This window comes from Thioalkalivibrio sp. ALE31 (genome assembly GCF_000377405.1).
Lineage (GTDB): Bacteria > Pseudomonadota > Gammaproteobacteria > Ectothiorhodospirales > Ectothiorhodospiraceae > Thioalkalivibrio.
Genome location: NZ_KB905020.1, coordinates 705,416 through 722,849, shown reverse-complemented (window position 1 = coordinate 722,849; position 17,434 = coordinate 705,416). Strand labels below are relative to the sequence as shown.

Below are 17,434 nucleotides of genomic sequence, written 5' to 3'. Positions count from 1 at the left end.
GGGAGCGGTCAGCGGCGGCGTTCGAGGCGTTCGAAGGTGAAGGGGCAGGCGTGGCGGTCGTCGGCCTCGTGGTGTTCGGACCAGACGACGTCCCAGTCCGTGGGGTCGATCGCGGGGAAGTACGTATCCCCGGCGTGGCGCTCGTGCACGCGGGTCAGGTGCAGCACGTCGGCGCGCGGCAGGGCCTCCTCGAACAGACCCGCGCCGCCGATCACGAAGGCCGGGCCCGCCTCGATGCTGGCCAGGGCCGCGTCCAGATCCGGGTAGACCTCGACGCCGTCGGCGCGCCAGTCCGACTGGCGGGTCAGGACCAGATTGCGCCGCTTCGGTAGCGGTCGTCCGATGGACTCGAAGGTGCGCCGCCCCATGATCATTGGGTGGCCGTTGGTCACGCGCTTGAAGTGCTGCAGGTCCTTCGGCAAATGCCAGGGAAGGTCGTTGTCGCGCCCGATCACGTGATCCGGATCGAGCGCGACCATCAGGTGGATCTCGGGTTGGCGCATGTAGAGATAGTCCGATCGCGGATGGGTCAGGCGGCGTCGACCTGAATGATTTCGCTCTGGCAGTGCGGCTCGGGAATGGGCTCCCCTTGCTCCCGGAGGCCTTCGAGATGGAACTTGATGGCCTCCCGGATTAGGGTTACGACCTCTTCGCGGCTGGCCGCCGAGGCCATACAGCCGGGCAGATCGGGCGCATATGCACCCCAACCATCCTCGCTTTCCTCGATGATCACGGTGTAGTTCATCATCGCCTCCTCGGGTTTTTGTCCTTGAGACCCGCCTGTTTCAGCGCATTGTTCAGTGTTCCGGGGGGAATATCCAGATCAGGTTTTCCCGCCACGGTTACAAGTCCCGGCTTCGTTGGATGCTTGAATTGGCGGTGGCTGCCTCTTTGTCGAACCTGAACCCATCCATCGCGTTCCAGGCATCTGATCAGTTCCTTGATCTTCATTCGGCTTCCTTGCCGGTATCCATTTGCGAGGGTAGCGGAGTCAGATGGCGATGGGGGCCTTGATCGGGGGGTGGGACTGGTAGTCGCGGACCTCGATGTCGTCGAAGGTGAAGGCGAACAGGTCGGTGACGTCGGGGTTCAGGTGCAGGGTCGGCAGCGGCAGCGGCTCGCGCCCGAGCAGTTCTTCGACCTGGTCCTGGTGGTTGCGGTAGAGATGGGCGTCGCCGAAGGTGTGCACGAATTCGCCCGGCTTCAGGCCGACCACCTGCGCGAGCATGTGGGTCAGCAGCGCGTAACTGGCGATGTTGAACGGCACCCCGAGGAAGACATCGGCGCTGCGCTGATAGAGCTGGCAGGACAGGCGGTCGTCGGCCACGTAGAACTGGAACAGGGTGTGGCAGGGCGCCAGCGCCATGCGCCCGGCCGCCGCGTTGGCCTGCGGCGAGACGGACTCGTCGGGCAGATCGGCCACGTTCCAGGCGCTGATGATGTGGCGCCGGGAATGCGGCCGGTTCTGCAGGTTGTCGACCAGTTCGGCCAACTGGTCGTGGCCGGCCCAGTTGCGCCACTGGGCGCCGTAGATCGGGCCCAGGTCGCCGTCCTCGGTTGCCCATTCGTCCCAGATGCGGACCTTGTTGTCGCGCAGGTAGCGGATATTGGTGTCGCCGGCGATGAACCACAGCAACTCGTGGATCACCGAGCGCAGGTGAGTGCGCTTGGTGGTTACCAGCGGGAAGCCGTCAGCCAGATCGAACCGCATCTGGTAGCCGAACACCGAGCGCGTGCCGGTACCGGTGCGGTCCGGACGATCCGTGCCATGGTCGCGGATGTGCCGCACCAGATCGAGGTATTGCTGCATCTCAGGAGGCCTCCGGGGCCGGGCGGGCTGCGGGCAGCGGGTTGCGCCGCGACCAGACGATCAGGGCCACGCCGAACAGGATAACCGGCAGGCTCAGGACCTGGCCCATGGTCAGCCAGTCGAAGGCAAGGTAACCGATGTGGGCGTCGGGCACGCGGACGAACTCGATCGCAAAGCGGAAGCCGCCGTAGAGCGTCAGGAACAGCCCGGAGATCAGGCCCGTGCGGCGCGGCTGGCGCGAGACGATCCACAGCACCACGAACAGCACCAGCCCCTCGAGAAAGGCCTGGTACAACTGCGACGGGTGGCGCGGGATGTAGTCCGCGGCCGGGAAGACCATGGCCCAGGGCAGGTCGGTGGGCTTGCCCCACAGTTCGCCGTTGATCCAGTTGCCGATGCGGCCGGCGCCGAGGCCGATCGGGATCAGCGGGGCGATGAAGTCGGTCAGGCGGAAAAACGGCTGGCCGATCTTGCGGGCATACAGCCAGCAGGTGACCAGCACCCCGGCGAGTCCGCCGTGGAAGGCCATGCCACCTTCCCAGATGCGGAACAGGCTCACCGGGTCGGCCAGTGTGGCGTCCAGGTTGTAGAACAGGGCATAGCCGAGCCGTCCGCCGACCACGACCCCGACCACGCCCCAGAACAGCAGGTCGCCGACCTGCCAGGGGTGCAGGGGGTCCCAGTCGCGGGTGCGCGTGCGCCAGACGCCGAGTGCCCAGAAGGCGATGAAGCCGACCAGGTACATCAGGCCATACCAGTACAGGGTCAGCGGGCCGATGGACAGCGCGACCGGGTCGATAAACGGGTGTGTGGGCATGGGCGCTTGCGGATGAAAAACCGGCTGCACATGCTACCCGGCTGGGCGCCGGCATGCACCTGCATGCGGGTCGTCGGATCCACTTTCCAGGAGGTCGCGCGATGAATCGACTGGCCGGGGCCAGCAGCCCTTATCTGTTGCAGCACGCCGACAACCCCGTGGACTGGTACCCTTGGGGCGAGGAGGCGCTGGAACGCGCCCGCCGCGAGGGCAAGCCGATCCTGCTGTCGATCGGCTACTCCGCCTGCCACTGGTGCCATGTGATGGCGCACGAGTCCTTCGAGGACCCGGACACCGCCGCGGTGATGAACGAGCGGTTCGTCAATATCAAGGTGGACCGCGAGGAGCGCCCGGATCTCGACCGCATCTACCAGAACGCGCATATGCTGCTGTCGCAGCGTCCCGGGGGCTGGCCGTTGACCGTCTTCCTGACGCCCGACCAGGTGCCGTTCTTTGCCGGGACCTACTTCCCGAGCACCCCGCGCCACGGCCTGCCATCGTTCGTGGATCTGATGACGCGGGTTGCCGACTTCCTCGCCGAGCACCCCGACGAGATCCAGCGCCAGAACGAATCGCTGCAGCAGGCGCTGGGTCGGATCTACCGCCCCGCCGGAGGCGCGATCCCGGCGCTCAGTGTCATCGACAAGGGGCGCGCGGAACTGGCGAAGACCTTCGACGAGCAGTTTGGCGGCTTCGGGGATGCCCCCAAGTTTCCGCACCCGGCCTCGCTCGAGTGGCTGGCCTGGCATGCGGCGCGCCATGGCGATGCCGAGGCCGACCGCATGCTGGGGCGCACCCTGGACGCGATGGCCGCGGGTGGCATCTTTGATCAGGCGGGGGGTGGCTTCTGTCGTTACTCGGTAGACGCCCGCTGGATGATCCCGCACTTCGAGAAGATGCTCTACGACAACGGCCCGCTGCTGGGGCTCTACGCCGAGCGTGCGGCCGGCGGCGATATCCGCGCCCGGCGGGTGGTGGAACAGACGGTCGCCTGGCTGAAACGCGAGATGCGGGATGGGTCCGGTGCGTTCTACTCGAGTCTGGACGCGGACTCCGAGGGCGAGGAGGGACGCTTCTACGTCTGGGATCCGGACACCGTGGAGGCGTTGTTGCCGGAGGTCGAATGGGCCGTTGCCAGCCGCGTCTGGGGGCTGAACGGCCCGGCCAATTTCGAGGGACGCTGGCATCTGCACGAGGTCGCGCCGCCGGCGACCGTCGCGGAGGCGCTGGGGATCGACGAGGCGGAGGTGAACCGGCGGCTGGATCAGGCCCGGGAACGTCTGCTGACGGCCCGCGCGGAGCGGGTGCGACCGCACCGGGACGAGAAGATCCTCGGCGCCTGGAATGCCCTGATGATCACCGGGCTGGCGCGGGCCGCGCGCGCCCTGGGGCGTCCGGAATGGCTGCACCTGGCACGTGATGCGATGACCGCCGTGCGTGAGCGCCTGTGGCGCGACGGACGGCTGTACGCCAGCGTGCGCGAGGGGGCCACCGGTGCGATGCCGCGCGCCTATCTCGACGATCACGCCCTGTTGCTGGAGGCCACGCTGGCGTTGCTGGAGACTGAATGGGACAGCGAGCTGCTGGGCTGGGCCGTCACCCTGGCCGATACCCTGCTGGCGGAATTCGAGGACCGCGAGCACGGCGGTTTCTTCTTTACCGCCGGCGATCACGAGGCGCTGATCCAGCGCCCGAAAGTGTATTCCGACGATGCCATGGCCAATGGCAACGGTGTCGCGGCGCAGGCCTTGCAGAAGCTCGGGTTCATGCTGGCCGAGCCACGGTATATCGAGGCGGCCGAGCGCACCCTCGCCAACGCCGGACCGATGATCGAACAGGCCCCGGTGGGACACATGAGCCTGCTGATGGCGCTGGATATCCACTATCAGCCGCCGGCCCTGGTCGTGCTGCGCGGGGCGGCGGACGAACTTCCCGCGTGGCAGCAGCGCCTGCGGGCGCAGGCTGCTCCGGTATGGGCCCTCGCGATCCCGGCCGATGCCGGCGACCTGCCCGCTGCGCTGGCGGAGAAGGCCGCGCCGGAGACGGGTGTGCGTGCCTATCTCTGCCGCGGCCTGCAGTGCGAGGCGCCGGTGACTGACCCTGCGGCGCTGGAAAGCGCGCTCTCACAGGGTTGAAACGCCGGGTCGCGTACCCACGGTAGAATGCGTCCGGTGGTAGGAGCCTGCTTGCAGGCGAAGCCCCTGCCAAACTCCGACATGGGCAGGGGCTTCGCCTGCAAGCAGGCTCCTACAAAGACATCCAGATCATTGCAAAAGGGAAGATTCGAATGAGCGAGAAGAAGCTGATGGATTTCGTCGCCGAGGCACGCAAGAACGTGAAGGAGATTGCCCCGGCGGATCTCGCCGAGAAGATGGAAGCGGGCGAGGACTGGCTGGTGGTCGACGTGCGCGAACCCTATGAGTTCGAAAAGATGCACGCGCCGAATTCCATCCTCGTCCCGCGCGGCCTGCTGGAGGGCGCGGCCGACCCCAACACCCCGCACCGCATCGACGCCTTGGTGGAGGCCCGCGAGAAACCGGTGGCCGTGATGTGCGCGACCGGCGGCCGCGCCGCGATGTCCGTGCAGCGGCTGCAGGAGATGGGCTTCACCAACGTGGTGAATATCGCCGGTGGCATCAAGGGCTGGGAAGGCGAGGACCTGCCGGTCGAATCCGGCGCCTACACCGGCAAGCTGCCGTAGCACGGCCTCGCGGGGCGGGGGCTGGTGCCTCCGCCCCCAATGCCACCCTCTGCGGGTGGGCATCCGACGGCGGGTTCACCCGACCGTCATCGTTTCTACACGGGATGGTCAAGCGCGCGGCGTAGTCTCCGGGGCAGTTCAACCGGAGGTCGCCACCATGACCGCACCGCCTCGCTCCCTGTCCGTGTCCTCCACGGATGCCGAAACTGCCTATCGCGTCCATCTGGCTTCCAGCCCCGCGGATCTGGAAGCCGCCCAGCGCCTGCGCCACGAGGTTTTCGCCGGCGAGATGGGCGTAGCGCTGCCGGACACCGCCTCGGGGCTGGATCGTGACCCGCTGGACGCCTTCTGTCATCACCTGCTGGTGCGTGACCGACGTTCGGGCGGTGTGGTGGCCTGCACGCGCATCCTGACCGAAGAGAGTGCGAGCACGGCCGGCGGTTTCTATTCGCTGTCCGAATTCGAACTGGGCCCGCTGATGAATCTGCCCGGGCGCACTCTGGAGGTCGGTCGTACCTGCGTGCGCGCGGACCATCGCCAGGGCGGCGCCATCAACGCACTGTGGACCGGGCTGGCGCGTTTCATGAATGCCCATCGCTACGACTACCTGATGGGCTGCGCCAGCCTGCCCCTGACCGAGCAGACACCGGCCCAGCTGGCCTGGCTGCGCATGTTCCATCGGGCCCCGTCGCGCCTGCGGGTCACCCCGCGCCGACCGCTTCCCAACGCCCTGACCATCTGCCACGGCACGCCCAGCCGCAGCGGTATGCCGCCGCTATTGAAGGCCTACCTGCGCCTGGGCGCGCGGGTCTGCGGCGAGGCCTGTTTCGATCCCGATTTCAATGTGGCCGACGTGCTCGTCTTGCTGGATGTGCGCGCCATGCCGGACCGTTACCATCGGCACTTCCTGGGCGCCGCGGCGCCTGCAAGCCGAGGAACGGAACATGACCGGAACACTGCGGGCACTGGCTAGGCTGATGCGTATCGTGCTGCACATGCTGGCGGGGGTCTGGCTGACCTGGCGGATGGCCCGCCGCGAGGCCGACTTCGAGGAGCGCAGTCGCATCCGCCGGGCCTGGTACGACCGTGCCCTGTGGATCGCGGGGGTGCGTTTCCGGATCCATGGCGAGCCGCCCCGGCGGCCGTCGCTGGTGGTCTCCAACCATGTCTCCTGGCTGGATATCCCGTTGATCGGGGCAGCGCTGGACCCGTGCTTCCTGTCCAAGGCGGAGATCGCGCGCTGGCCGGTCATCGGCTGGCTGGCCCGGCAGCACGACACCCGCTTCATCGAGCGCGGTGCGCACCAGGCCTCCGCCCATGTCGAGGCCATGCAGGCTGGCCTGGACGAGGGCCGCCACTTCGTGGTGTTTCCGGAGGGGACCACCAGCCGGGGCGAGTTCGTGCGCCGTTTCCACCCGCGCCTGTTCGCGGCCGTCACCGGCACTCGGCATCCGGTGCAGCCGGTGGCGCTGGCCTACGAGCGGGCGCCCGACGGCGCGGTTCCGGTATCGTATTCCGGCGGGGATCGCCTGATCCCCAACGTATGGCGCTTGCTGTGCCGCCGCGAGACGCGTGTGGACCTGCATTTTCTGGCGCCGCTGGAAGTCGCGGACCAGGACCGGCGCAGCCTGGCGGACGGTGCCCGTGAGGCCATCGTCCGCGTGCTGGACCTGCCACTGGAACCGCCAGCCGGTCGCCAAAGCGATCGCTCGCCTGCATAGCGCCGGCCGCGGCACGGGGATTCATCATGTGGTCGCAACCGCACATCGAGTCCCCGGGCCCCTGCCGCACACGCCTGCATCTGGCGCTGGTCACCGAGACCTGGCCGCCGGAGGTTAACGGCGTGGCGCATACCCTCGCGCGGCTGGTCGAGGGGATGCGCGAGCGTGGCCACCGGGTGCAGGTCGCCCGCCCGCGCCAGCCGGGCGAGGTGGCGCGCCCCTGCGGGGCGGGCGACGAATCAGTGGCGTGTGACCACCTGCTCGCGGGCCTGCCGCTGCCTGGCTACAGCGGCCTGCGCATGGGTCTCCCGGCGCGCCGCCGGCTGCAGGCCCTGTGGTCGGAGGACCGCCCGGATGCCGTGTATATCGCCACCGAGGGTCCGCTGGGGCATGCGGCCCTGCGCGCGGCGCGGCGCCTCGGGATTCCGGTCGCCTCGGGTTTTCATACCCATTTCGACGGCTATGCCCGCTACTACGGTGTCGGCTGGCTGACCCCGCTGGTGCGCGCTGTCCTGCGCCGTTTCCACAACCGCTGTGACGTGACTCTGGCCCCGACCGGGGCACTGGCGCACACGCTGGCGGCGCAGGGATTCCAGCGCGTGCGGGTGATGGCGCGGGGCGTGGATACCCGGCGTTTCACCCCGGCGCGGCGGTCATCGCGCCTGCGCCAGCAATGGGGTGCGGCGACCGCCACATCGGTCGTGCTGTACGTCGGACGCCTGGCACCGGAGAAGAATCTGGCCCTGGTGGTGGATGCCTTTCGCGCCATCCAGGCGGCGCGCCCCGACGCGCGCCTGGTGGTGGTCGGCGATGGCCCCTCGCGAACGGAGCTGGAGCGGGCCAATCCGGACGCGATCTTCACCGGCCAGCAGGTGGGCCAGGCCCTGGCACAGCACTACGCCAGCGCCGATCTGTTCCTGTTTCCGTCGACTTCCGAGACCTTCGGCAATGTGGTGATCGAGGCCATGGCGAGCGGGCTCCCGGTGCTGGCCTTCGATTCGGCCGCGGCTCACGAGCATGTGACCAGCGGCGTGAGTGGCGCCCGGGTGCCGCTGACGGGAACGGCGTCCGAGGATGCCGCCGCCTTCGTCGGCGCGGCGGGCGCTCTCGCGCAGGATCCGGAGGCCTGGCGCGAGATGGGCCGTCAGGCGCGAGCGCATGCCCGCGGGCTCGACTGGGTCGAGGTGGTGGCCGAGTTCGAGTCCCAGTGTCTGGGAATCCTCAAGGAGGGGCGCGATGCGAGTCCTGCAATGGATGGATGAGCTGGAGCTGGCGGTCTGCCGGCAGTTCAACCACTACAACCGGCGCCGTGTCGTCAGCGGATTCTTTGGCGGGGTGAGCCGGCTGGGCGACGGGGTGGCCTGGTATGCGCTGATGCTGGTGCTGCCGTTGCTGCACGGGCCGCAGGCGGCTTGGGTCAGCCTGCAGATGGCGGTGGTGGGTCTGGCGTCGCTGCCGGTGTACAAGTGGCTGAAGCGACGCACCAGCCGGCGGCGGCCCTGCCACCGTGATCGCCCGTTCACGCGGACGGTGGACCCGCTGGACGAGTTCAGCTTCCCCTCCGGCCATACCATGCACGCGGTGGGATTCACCGTGGTCCTGGTGGCGTGGTTCCCGGTCTGGGCCTGGCTGGTGGTGCCGTTCGCGGCGCTGGTGGCCGCCTCGCGGCTGGTACTGGCGCTGCACTATCCAAGCGACGTCGCCATTGGCGCGCTGATCGGGGCCTCGATGGCCGGCGCGGTGCTCTGGCTCGCCGGGCTGTTCTAGGGGAACACCTCTCGTCATCCCGGCCGAAGCGCAGCGAAGCGCCGGGATCCCCGCGTCGCGGATGCCCCATCGCCCTGATCTGCCCTGGCGTCGGAGATCCCGGATAACCGCTGCGCGGTTTCCGGGATGACACCTTAGCGGGCGGGATCAGCCGCGGGAGGCGAGCGCCTCTTCGTTGTAGGCGGCGTCGATGGTGACGATGGTCTTCTCCACCAGGCGGAAGCCCTCTACGGGTGCATCATCGCCCATGTACTTCAGGCGGGTCGGGCCGATGGCCTTGACCGCCTCGGCGCGCTCCAGGGTGGTGTCCGGGCTGTCGGCGCCGGCCCCGTCCATCAGCGCGACCAGGACCTCGGCCGCGATGGGGTTGCGGTGTTCGCCGCTACGCGCCTTTTCCAGCGACGCGGCAGGGTCGCCGTCCAGGAACACGCCGTCCATGTGTTCATCCAGGTACTGCAGCAGTTCGCTTAGCGTCATGGTGCGCCTCCCGTTGGGTCTCGCGGGGCCGCCAGCGCGCAGGGGCGCGGCGGCGGCCGGTGATAGGTGGGTTCTTCAGCCCTGCTGCGCGTAGGCGGCCCGGGCGGCGGGCATCGCGCGGCCGGGGGTGACGGCCCCCATGTCGGCCAGCACGGCCTCCAGCGCGGACAGGCATAGCAGGACGTTCTTCTCGTTGGCGCCGTAGCCCATAAGGCCGATGCGCCAGACCTTGCCGGCATAGGGTCCCAGCCCGGCGCCGATCTCCAGGCCGTAGCGGTTCAGTAGTTCGCTGCGCACCGCGGCCTCGTCCACGCCCTCGGGCACGTGCACCGCATTGAGCTGCGGCAGGCGGTGCTCGGCATCCACCAGGAAGCTCAGGCCCATGGCCTCAAGGCCGGCGCGCAGGGCGTCGTGGTGGCGGCAGTGACGCGACCAGCTGTTCTCCAGGCCTTCCTCGGCAAGGATTACCAGCGATTCGTGCAGGGCGTACAGGGCGTTGATCGGGGCGGTGTGGTGGTAGGCGCGCTTGCCGCCGCCGCCCCAGTACCCCATGACCAGGTTCAGGTCGAGGAACCAGCTCTGGACCTTGTGGCTGCGCGCCTGGATGCGTTCCACCGCGCGCTCGCTGAAGCTGACCGGCGACAGGCCCGGGGTGCAGGACAGGCACTTCTGCGAGCCGGAGTAGATCGCGTCCACGCCCCAGTCATCCACGTACAGCGGGCTGCCGGCGAGGCCGGTGACCGAGTCGACGATGGTCAGGCAGTCGTGTTCGCGCGCCAGCCGGCACAGGGTCTCGACATCCGAGCGCGCGCCGGTGGAGGTCTCGGCGTGCACGAAGGCCAGGATCTTCGCATCCGGGTTGCCCTTCAGCGCGTCCTCGACCTTCTGCGGGGAGACCGGGGCGCCCCAGTCGTCCTCCACCACCACGGCAGTGGCGCCACAGCGCTCGACGTTTTCCTTCATGCGCGTGCCGAACACGCCGTTGATGCAGACGATCACCTTGTCGCCCGGCTCGACCAGGTTCACGAAGCAGGTCTCCATGCCGGCGGAGCCGGGGGCGGAGACCGGCAGGGTCAGCGCGTTGTTGGTCTGAAAGGCGTACTGCAGCAGGCCTTTCATCTCCTCCATCATGCCGACGAAGACCGGGTCCAGGTGGCCGATGATCGGGCGGCTCATCGCGCTCAGAACACGCGGGTTCACATCGGAGGGGCCGGGGCCCATCAGGGTGCGCTGCGGGGGGAGAAAGGATTTTGCCTGCATGGATGCGTCTACCGGATTGGAAAAGGGGGAATCTAGATCGCCGTCCGGGCGCGGGCAAGCGCCCCTACGCACCGGCGGGAGTTGCCGGACAGTGGCGCTCGAGCAGCGTGAGCCAGTGCTCGACCGGGGTGTCCGTGCCACTTTGCAGATGGGTCTGGCAGCCGATGTTGGCGGTGACGATGCGCGCGGGGCCCGCGGCCTCGAGGTTGTCCAGCTTGCGCTGGCGAAGCCGACCTGCCATCTCCGGCTGCAGGATCGAGTAGGTGCCGGCAGAGCCGCAGCACAGGTGCGGCTCGATGACCGGAACCAGATTGAAACCGGCGGCCTGCAGGAGCGGTTCCACGCGCCCGGGCAGGGCCTGGCCGTGTTGCAGGGTACAGGGGGCGTGCCAGGCCACTGGTGGGTGATCGGCCGGTGCGCGGATTCCGAGCTCGCGGATGCTTTCGGCGTCGAACAGTTCCACCGGGTCGCGAACCCGTGCCGCCAGCCGGGCCGCGCGCTCGGCGTACGTCGGGTCGTCGGCCAGGATGTGCCCGTAGTCGCGTAGCAGCACGCCGCAGCCACTTGCGGTGCTTACGACCGCGTCGACGCCGCGCTCCAGGACCGGTTCCCAGGCGTCGAGGTTGGCGCGGACCCGGGCGCGGGTCCGTTCCTCGAAGGCCAGGTGGTGTTCCACCGCTCCACAGCAGCGGGCCGCCCCGGTCTCCACTACCTCGACGCCGCGGCGGGCCAGCAGGTGGCGCAGGGCCGCGTTGATGCGGGCGTCGATGGCGTCATGCACGCAGCCGCCCAGCAGCAGCACGCGCCCATGCTGGAAGCCGGGTCCCGCAGCACCGTTGGCGGGCCGGGGTACGGTCTCGGTGGCCTGGCGCGGCGGCACGCGCCGCTTCAGTCGCGCGGGCAGGGCCGGGCGGGCGAGACGCCCCAGCCCGAGGGCCAGACGGAACGGCCAGCGCGCCGGCAGGGCGCGCGCCAGCAGGCCGCGCAGCAGCCGCTCGCGCCAGGGGCGGTCGAGGTCGCGCTCGACGACCTCGCGGCCCACCGCCACCAGGTGGTTGTAGTCCACGCCGGAGGGGCAGGTGGTCATGCAGTTGAGGCAGGTCAGGCAGCGGTCCAGATGGGTGCGCGTCGTGGCATTGGCCTCGCCGCTCTCCAGGACCTCCTTGATCTGGTAGATCCGGCCGCGCGGGCCGTCCAGCTCGTCGCCCTGTTCCTGATAGGTCGGGCAGGTCGCGTTGCAGAAGCCGCAGTGCACACAGGCGCGCAGCGCGTCCTCGGCGATGCGCGCCGCCGGGTCGTTCTCGAAGCGGGGGTGCAGGCGGGTTTCCATAGTCTCAGCTCGCCCGGGCGGGGCGTGGATGGGGGGCAATCAGTGGGGCGAAAAATACCCCGTCCGGGTCCATCGCCGCGCGGACTTCCCCTTCCAGGCGCGCGTGCGGCGCGGGGCGCGGGTGCAGCCAAGTGCCGCCGGCGGGATTGCCCAGCCACAGCCGGGCATGCCCGCCCGCGTCTGCGACCGTCGTGCGGACCGTTTCCGGGGCCGCGCTGGAGCGCAGCCAGCGCTCGCCGCCGCCCCAGTTCATCAGCCACTCGCCCGGCAGGTCGAGGGGCGGGGTCGCCGGCGGCAGGCTCAGACGCCACAGGCGTTCGTCGCCGGTCACCGAACCGGTCAGGAACGGCAGGTGACGATCGCGCAGCCGGGTCCAGAAGGGCGGACCCTCCAGATCGGCATCCGCGCCCAGGCGCTCGGCGGCCTCCTGCACGGCCTCCTGCCCACCGCCCAGGCGGATCCGGGTGATCCCGTCGGCCCAGGCCAGGCCGGAGAAGGGCAGGGCGGTGCGTCCCCAGTCCCGGGCCTGCTGGATGAATTCGGCCGCGGAGGCCTCGCGGCGCAGCCAGGCCTGGTAGGCGGGGGCGGGGAGCAGCTTGAAGCTGGCTTCCAGCAGCAGGCCCAGACTGCCCATGCTGCCCGCCATCAGGCGCGAGACGTCGAAGCCGGCGACGTTCTTCATGACCTCGCCACCGAAGCGCAGGATCTCGCCGCGGCCGTTCACGATGCGTGTACCCAGCAGCGCGTCGCGCAGACTGGCGGTCCAGGGGCGGCGCGCGCCGGACAGCCCCAGGGCGACCATGCCACCTACGGTGCTGGACGGGGTGGGCATGGCCGGCTCGAAGGGCAGCATCATGCCGACCTCTTCCAGCGCGGCCTGCAATTCCATCACCGGTGTGCCGGCACGCACCGTCACCACCAGCTCGCTGGGGGCCAGATTGACGATGCCGTGGTGGCGGCCTGCCTCCAGCAGCTGCACATCCGCCGGATATCCTTCGGGGAACGCGAGGGCACGCTGACTGCCACTGCCGGTGATGGCCAGGCGGTGGCCGGCTGCACTGGCCGAACGGATGCGCTCGGCCAGTAGCAAGGACTGGTCGGTTCCGGGTTCCATCAGATACGGGCGCGGCCGGGGCTAGCGGGCCACGCGGAAAGTTCGGTAACGGATCGCTTCGCCAGAAGCGCCGGCGCTGCGTTGGGCAAGTTTGAAATAGCGTGGCTATTCCGGCACTTGCCCGCCTTGCTCCGGCACTTCTGGCTGTGCTCCATCGTCACCGAACTTCCCGCATGGCCCACTAGCCCGTCTCCAGTGTCAGGCGTACCCGTTCCAGGCGATGCCGCACATCTTGAGCAAGGTCCTCGACACCGGGCTTGTTGACCAGACCCATCACCGCGACCGGGTCCATGAAGCCGACCGTGCAGGTCCCGTTCTCGTTGTCCTGTACCAGGACGTTGCAGGGCAGCAGCAGCCCGATGTTCGGATCCGCCTCGATCGCCTGGCGGGCCAGGTTCGGGTTGCAGGCGCCGAGGATGCGGTAGGCCCGATGATCCAGGTCCAGTTTCTTCTTGAAGGCCGCGGCCACGTCGATCTCGCTGAGAATGCCGAAGCCTTCCTCGCCCAGGGCGGCCGTGGTGCGCTCGATCACCTGATCGATCGCGCCCGGCACGATCACGTTGAAGCCGTATTGAGGTTGTTCCATCGCGGGTCCTCCGTTCGTGGTGAGGTCGGGTTACGCCGACAGCGCCGGGGCGTCGGCGGATGGCCCGCCTCCCGGTGGTGTCGTGCGCCGGCGCTGGTTCCAGGCGACCAGGAGCCCCAGGGCCAGCGCGGGGAGGTAGAACCAGTAGGGACTCGGACGGTCGGTGGGCACCAGCACGCCGGTGATGGCCCAGCCACCCTCCAAGCCTACCCGGCCGGCCGGGCTGCCGAAAGCAACCGTTTGTATCTGCGCCTTCTGCGCGTCGGGATCGAAGCGCACGTCCAGGCCGGCATCGGCCAGGCGTTCGCGCGGAGCCAGATCCGGGCTGCCCAGTGGGAACATCACCGTGCGGGTGATCTCGCGGCCCTCCAGGTCGATGCCGGTGGCCTCCACGCGCAGCGAGTCACGATCCGGGATCGTTTCGACGACCTCCAGCAGGGTCTCCGGCGGCTGGTGCGCAAAGGGCGGCGCGATGCGGTCCATCAGTACCGTGGGCACCAGCAGCACGAAGGCCACCACCAGCAGGGCGCCGGATTCCCAGTAGCGGCTGCGGGTCAGGAACCAGCCCTGGGTGGCTGCGGTAAACGCGAGGATGCCCGCCAGCGAGCCGAGGAATACCAGCGTCAGCTGGAACACGTTGTCCACGCCGATCAGCAGCAACTGGCTGTTAAAGATGAAGAAGAACGGCAATGCGATGGTGCGCAGGCTGTAGGCAAAGGCCTGGATCCCGGTGCGGATCGGGTCGGCCTTCGCGATCGCCGCGCCGGCAAACGAGGCCAGACCCACCGGCGGCGTCACGTCGGCCATGATGCCGAAATAGAACACGAACAGGTGGGCCGCGATCAGCGGGATCAGGATGTCGTGCTGGGCGCCCAGGTCGACGATGATCGGGGCCATCAGGGTCGCCACGATGATGTAGTTCGCGGTGGTCGGCAGGCCCAGCCCCAGGATCAGGCTGATCAGGGCCGTCAGCACCAGCACCAGCAGCAGGTTGCCGCCGGACAGGGTGTCCACCAGGTCGGTCAGCACCAGCCCGACGCCGGTCATTGCCACGGTGCCGACGATGATCCCGGCCGCGGCGGTGGCCAGGCCGATACCGATCATGTTGCGCGCGCCGGTCTCGAAGCCCTGGAACAGCTCCCATACCCCGACCCAGGTCGCCTGCAGCAGCCGGCCCTGGCGCCGGAACAGCGCGACCAGCGGGCGCTGGGTCAGGACGATGAAGATCATGAAGGCCACCGCCCAGAACGCCGCCAGCCCCGGCGACAGGCGTTCCACCACCAGAGCCCAGACCAGCACCACCAGCGGCAGCACATAGTGCAGACCGCCCAGTACCGTGGGTAGCACGCGCGGCAGGGGTTGCTCGGTGTCCAGGGGTTCCGGCTCGGGTTCGCGGGCGACGATCCACAGCAGGATCAGGTAGGCCGCGAACAGCAGGCCGGCGATGATCCAGGCGGCGGCGTCGCCGGCCACGTCCTTGATCCAGCCCAGCCCCCAGTACACCGCGGCGGCCAGGATGATCAGGCTGGAGACGGTGATCCCGAAGCTGATCAGGCGCCCGCGCCAGGTGGTCACGGTGGCGCGCTGGAGCCCCTCCATGCCGTTCTTGCAGGCCTCCAGGTGGACGATATAGATCAGCGCGATATAGGCGATCAGCGCCGGCAGAATCGCGTGTTTGAGCACCTCCACGTAGGGGATGCCGACGTACTCGACCATCAGGAAGGCGGCGGCCCCCATCACCGGCGGCATCAACTGGCCGTTGACCGAGCTGGCCACCTCCACCGCGCCGGCCTTGTGCGGGGCGAAACCGACCCGGCGCATCAGCGGCACGGTGAAGGTGCCGGTGGTGACCACATTGGCGATGGATGAACCGGAGACCACGCCGGTCATCCCCGAGGCCATCACCGCGGCCTTGGCCGGGCCCCCGCGCAGGTGCCCGAGCAAGGAGAAGGCCACGCGGATGAAGTAGTCGCCGGCGCCGGCGCGTTCCAGCAGCGCGCCGAACAGCACGAACAGGAACACGAAGCTGGTGGAGACCCCCAGCGCGATCCCGAACACCCCCTCGTTGGACAGCCACTGCTGCGCCATCGCGCGCGGGTAGCTGGCGCCGCGATGGGCGATCAGGTCTGGCATCAGCGGCCCGGCGAAGGTGTAGAACAGGAAGATCGCCGCGATGATGGTCAGCGCCGGGCCGAGCACGCGGCGTGTCGCCTCCAGCAGCAGGATCAGACCGATCCCGGCCATGACCAGGTCCAGCTCGGTGGGGGCGCCTGGGCGCGCCGCCAGCGCCTCGTGGAACAGGTAGAGGTAGAGCGCACTGAAGGCCGCGACCGCGGCGAATACCCAGTCGCCCAGGGGCACACGATGCACGGGGTCGTTCCCGCGCAGCAGGGGCCAGGCCACTACGACCAGGGCGATCCCCAGAGCCAGATAGACCTCGCCGAGGCGTTCAAGGCCCAGCAGCTGCCATAGCCCTAGTGCGATCAGGGCCAGGCCGCCGAGGGCATAGAGGATGCCGATCGCGTGCTGCCAGCCCTTGCCGCGGGCGGTGGGACGTACCGCGGGGAAGAGCAGGTAGCCGAGGAAGATCGCGAAGGCCAGATGGATGGAGCGGGCCTCGGTCTCGGAGACCACGAAGACATCCACCCAGTCGGCCATCGGCGCGGCGATCCAGATCTGGAACAGCGACCACGCGACGGCCGTGATCCAGATGAGACTGCGGGTCGCGCGGCCGGGGTGGCGGCCGCCGGTCTCCAGCTCGGCGACCTGGCGGTCTTCCGGGCTGGCGACATCCTGGGCTCGGGTATCAGTCATCGATCAGTCCTGCCTCGCGAAAGTAGCGTCGGGCGCCGGGGTGCATGGGCGCGGACAGGCCCTCGTCCACCATGCCCTCGCGTTCGAGACCGCTGAAGGCCGGGTGCAGGCCACGGAAGGTCTCGAAGTTCTCGAACACGGCGCGGGTCAGTTCAAAGGCGGCGGTGTTCGACGTGCGGTCCGAGGTGACCAGGGTGGCGCCCACGCCGTAGGTGCGGATGTCCTGGTCCTGCCCTGGGTAGGTATCGGCGGGAATCACGGCGGTGAGGTAGTAGGGGGTCGAGCGGATCAGTTCCTCGATGGCCGGCCCCTCGATGGAGACCAGGCGTGCATCACAGGTGGCGATGGGCTCCTGGATCGCCGCCGAAGGGTGGCCGACGGAGAACACGAAGGCGTCGATGCGATTGTCGCACAGGGCCTGGGCCTGCTCGCGCGAGGGCAGCTCGCTGACTCGGCGGAAGGTATCGTGATCCCAGCCGAGCTTCTCCATCAGCTCTTCCATCAGGGTGCGCTGGCCGGATCCGGGGTTGCCGATGTTCACGCGCTTGTCCGGCAGATCATCCAGTCCGGCAATCTCCGCGTCGGGACGCACCACCAGGGTCAGGGGCTCCGGGTGCAGGCTGAACATGGCCCGCAGGTGCGTGGCTGGCCCGAAGGCCTCGAAGCGGCCGCTGCCGTGGTAGGCGTGGTACTGCAGATCCGACTGGGCCACGCCGAAATCCATGTCGCCGGAGCGCACCATGTTCAGATTGAACACCGAGCCCCCGGTGCTTTCCGCGGTGCAGCGCATCCCGTGTTCGTCGCGGCGAGTGTTGAACAGGCGGCACAGGTGCTGGCCGGCCGGGTAGTAGACCCCGGTGACGCCGCCGGTACCGATGTTGATGAAGCGCTGCTCGGCCGCCGCCAGGGGCGCGAGCAGCAACAAAGCCAGGCTCAGGCCCAGGGCCGGCAGCCCGCGGGTCAGGCGACGTGTCGGGATGCGGTGCACGGCGGATCCTCGCATGTGTTCTCCCGGGAACAGGCGGTATCGCGAGTGT

At 68.9% G+C, this 17,434-nt stretch carries 18 protein-coding genes; 6 read left to right on the top strand and 12 right to left on the bottom strand.

The features are described 5' to 3' along the window. Nucleotides 1-8 precede the first annotated feature (8 nt). From D103_RS0103360 to lgt, 5 genes are read right to left on the bottom strand one after another with little or no spacing between them, the layout of a single operon-like run. The gene (locus D103_RS0103360) at nucleotides 9-503 is read right to left on the bottom strand and encodes a dihydrofolate reductase (RefSeq protein ID WP_018875824.1); all 495 of its coding nucleotides are present in this window, start codon (nucleotides 501-503) and stop codon (nucleotides 9-11) included. Nucleotides 504-529: 26 nt separating this feature from the next. After that, a complete protein-coding gene (locus tag D103_RS0103355) occupies nucleotides 530-745 on the bottom strand; it encodes a type II toxin-antitoxin system HicB family antitoxin (protein ID WP_018867850.1) in 216 nt (71 codons plus the stop codon). Beyond that, on the bottom strand, nucleotides 745-951 hold the full coding sequence (locus D103_RS13705; protein WP_018867849.1) for a type II toxin-antitoxin system HicA family toxin: 207 nt from the start codon (nucleotides 949-951) through the stop codon (nucleotides 745-747). Before D103_RS13705 ends, D103_RS0103355 begins: the two co-directional genes overlap by 1 nt. A gap of 40 nt (nucleotides 952-991) precedes the next feature. Further along, nucleotides 992-1,810 carry a thymidylate synthase gene (locus D103_RS0103350; protein WP_018875823.1) on the bottom strand — a complete coding sequence of 273 codons (819 nt, stop codon included), beginning with the start codon at nucleotides 1,808-1,810 and terminating at the stop codon, nucleotides 992-994. 1 nt (nucleotide 1,811) lies between these two features. Continuing rightward, nucleotides 1,812-2,627, bottom strand: a complete 816-nt coding sequence (lgt, locus tag D103_RS0103345) for a prolipoprotein diacylglyceryl transferase (protein ID WP_018867847.1) — start codon at nucleotides 2,625-2,627, stop codon at nucleotides 1,812-1,814. Between the two features lie 101 nt (nucleotides 2,628-2,728). Between lgt and D103_RS0103340 the strand changes: the two genes are divergently transcribed. The 6 genes from D103_RS0103340 to D103_RS0103315 all read left to right on the top strand — a co-directional run bounded on the left by D103_RS0103340 (nucleotide 2,729) and on the right by D103_RS0103315 (nucleotide 8,816). Beyond that, a complete protein-coding gene (locus tag D103_RS0103340; RefSeq protein WP_018875822.1) occupies nucleotides 2,729-4,762 on the top strand; it encodes a thioredoxin domain-containing protein in 2,034 nt (677 codons plus the stop codon). A 152-nt stretch (nucleotides 4,763-4,914) separates the two neighbouring features. Further along, on the top strand, nucleotides 4,915-5,328 hold the full coding sequence (locus D103_RS0103335; RefSeq protein ID WP_018867845.1) for a rhodanese-like domain-containing protein: 414 nt from the start codon (nucleotides 4,915-4,917) through the stop codon (nucleotides 5,326-5,328). 157 nt (nucleotides 5,329-5,485) lie between these two features. Beyond that, complete coding sequence (locus D103_RS0103330) at nucleotides 5,486-6,301, top strand: GNAT family N-acetyltransferase (protein ID WP_018875821.1); 816 nt, start codon at nucleotides 5,486-5,488, stop codon at nucleotides 6,299-6,301. A 4-nt stretch (nucleotides 6,302-6,305) separates the two neighbouring features. Next, nucleotides 6,306-7,049, top strand: a complete 744-nt coding sequence (locus D103_RS0103325; RefSeq protein WP_018875820.1) for a 1-acyl-sn-glycerol-3-phosphate acyltransferase — start codon at nucleotides 6,306-6,308, stop codon at nucleotides 7,047-7,049. Nucleotides 7,050-7,075: 26 nt separating this feature from the next. Continuing rightward, on the top strand, nucleotides 7,076-8,311 hold the full coding sequence (locus tag D103_RS0103320) for a glycosyltransferase family 1 protein (protein WP_018875819.1): 1,236 nt from the start codon (nucleotides 7,076-7,078) through the stop codon (nucleotides 8,309-8,311). After that, nucleotides 8,286-8,816 carry a phosphatase PAP2 family protein gene (locus D103_RS0103315; protein WP_026280251.1) on the top strand — a complete coding sequence of 177 codons (531 nt, stop codon included), beginning with the start codon at nucleotides 8,286-8,288 and terminating at the stop codon, nucleotides 8,814-8,816. Before D103_RS0103320 ends, D103_RS0103315 begins: the two co-directional genes overlap by 26 nt. A 147-nt stretch (nucleotides 8,817-8,963) precedes the next feature. On the opposite strand, the gene D103_RS0103310 is transcribed toward D103_RS0103315, so the two are convergent. The 7 genes from D103_RS0103310 to D103_RS0103280 form a co-directional block, all read right to left on the bottom strand. Next, on the bottom strand, nucleotides 8,964-9,293 hold the full coding sequence (locus tag D103_RS0103310) for a hypothetical protein (protein ID WP_018867840.1): 330 nt from the start codon (nucleotides 9,291-9,293) through the stop codon (nucleotides 8,964-8,966). A gap of 75 nt (nucleotides 9,294-9,368) precedes the next feature. Further along, the gene (locus D103_RS0103305) at nucleotides 9,369-10,553 is read right to left on the bottom strand and encodes an alanine--glyoxylate aminotransferase family protein (protein ID WP_026280250.1); all 1,185 of its coding nucleotides are present in this window, start codon (nucleotides 10,551-10,553) and stop codon (nucleotides 9,369-9,371) included. 64 nt (nucleotides 10,554-10,617) lie between these two features. Beyond that, a complete protein-coding gene (gene glcF / locus D103_RS0103300; RefSeq protein WP_018875816.1) occupies nucleotides 10,618-11,883 on the bottom strand; it encodes a glycolate oxidase subunit GlcF in 1,266 nt (421 codons plus the stop codon). Between the two features lie 4 nt (nucleotides 11,884-11,887). Beyond that, nucleotides 11,888-12,997 carry a glycolate oxidase subunit GlcE gene (gene glcE / locus D103_RS0103295; protein ID WP_026280249.1) on the bottom strand — a complete coding sequence of 370 codons (1,110 nt, stop codon included), beginning with the start codon at nucleotides 12,995-12,997 and terminating at the stop codon, nucleotides 11,888-11,890. Between the two features lie 181 nt (nucleotides 12,998-13,178). Then, on the bottom strand, nucleotides 13,179-13,583 hold the full coding sequence (locus D103_RS0103290) for a DUF302 domain-containing protein (protein WP_018867836.1): 405 nt from the start codon (nucleotides 13,581-13,583) through the stop codon (nucleotides 13,179-13,181). 30 nt (nucleotides 13,584-13,613) lie between these two features. After that, nucleotides 13,614-16,397 carry a TRAP transporter permease gene (locus tag D103_RS0103285; protein WP_018875814.1) on the bottom strand — a complete coding sequence of 928 codons (2,784 nt, stop codon included), beginning with the start codon at nucleotides 16,395-16,397 and terminating at the stop codon, nucleotides 13,614-13,616. Beyond that, complete coding sequence (locus D103_RS0103280; protein WP_018875813.1) at nucleotides 16,390-17,400, bottom strand: TAXI family TRAP transporter solute-binding subunit; 1,011 nt, start codon at nucleotides 17,398-17,400, stop codon at nucleotides 16,390-16,392. The genes D103_RS0103285 and D103_RS0103280 overlap by 8 nt, the downstream gene beginning before the upstream one ends. Nucleotides 17,401-17,434 lie beyond the last annotated feature (34 nt).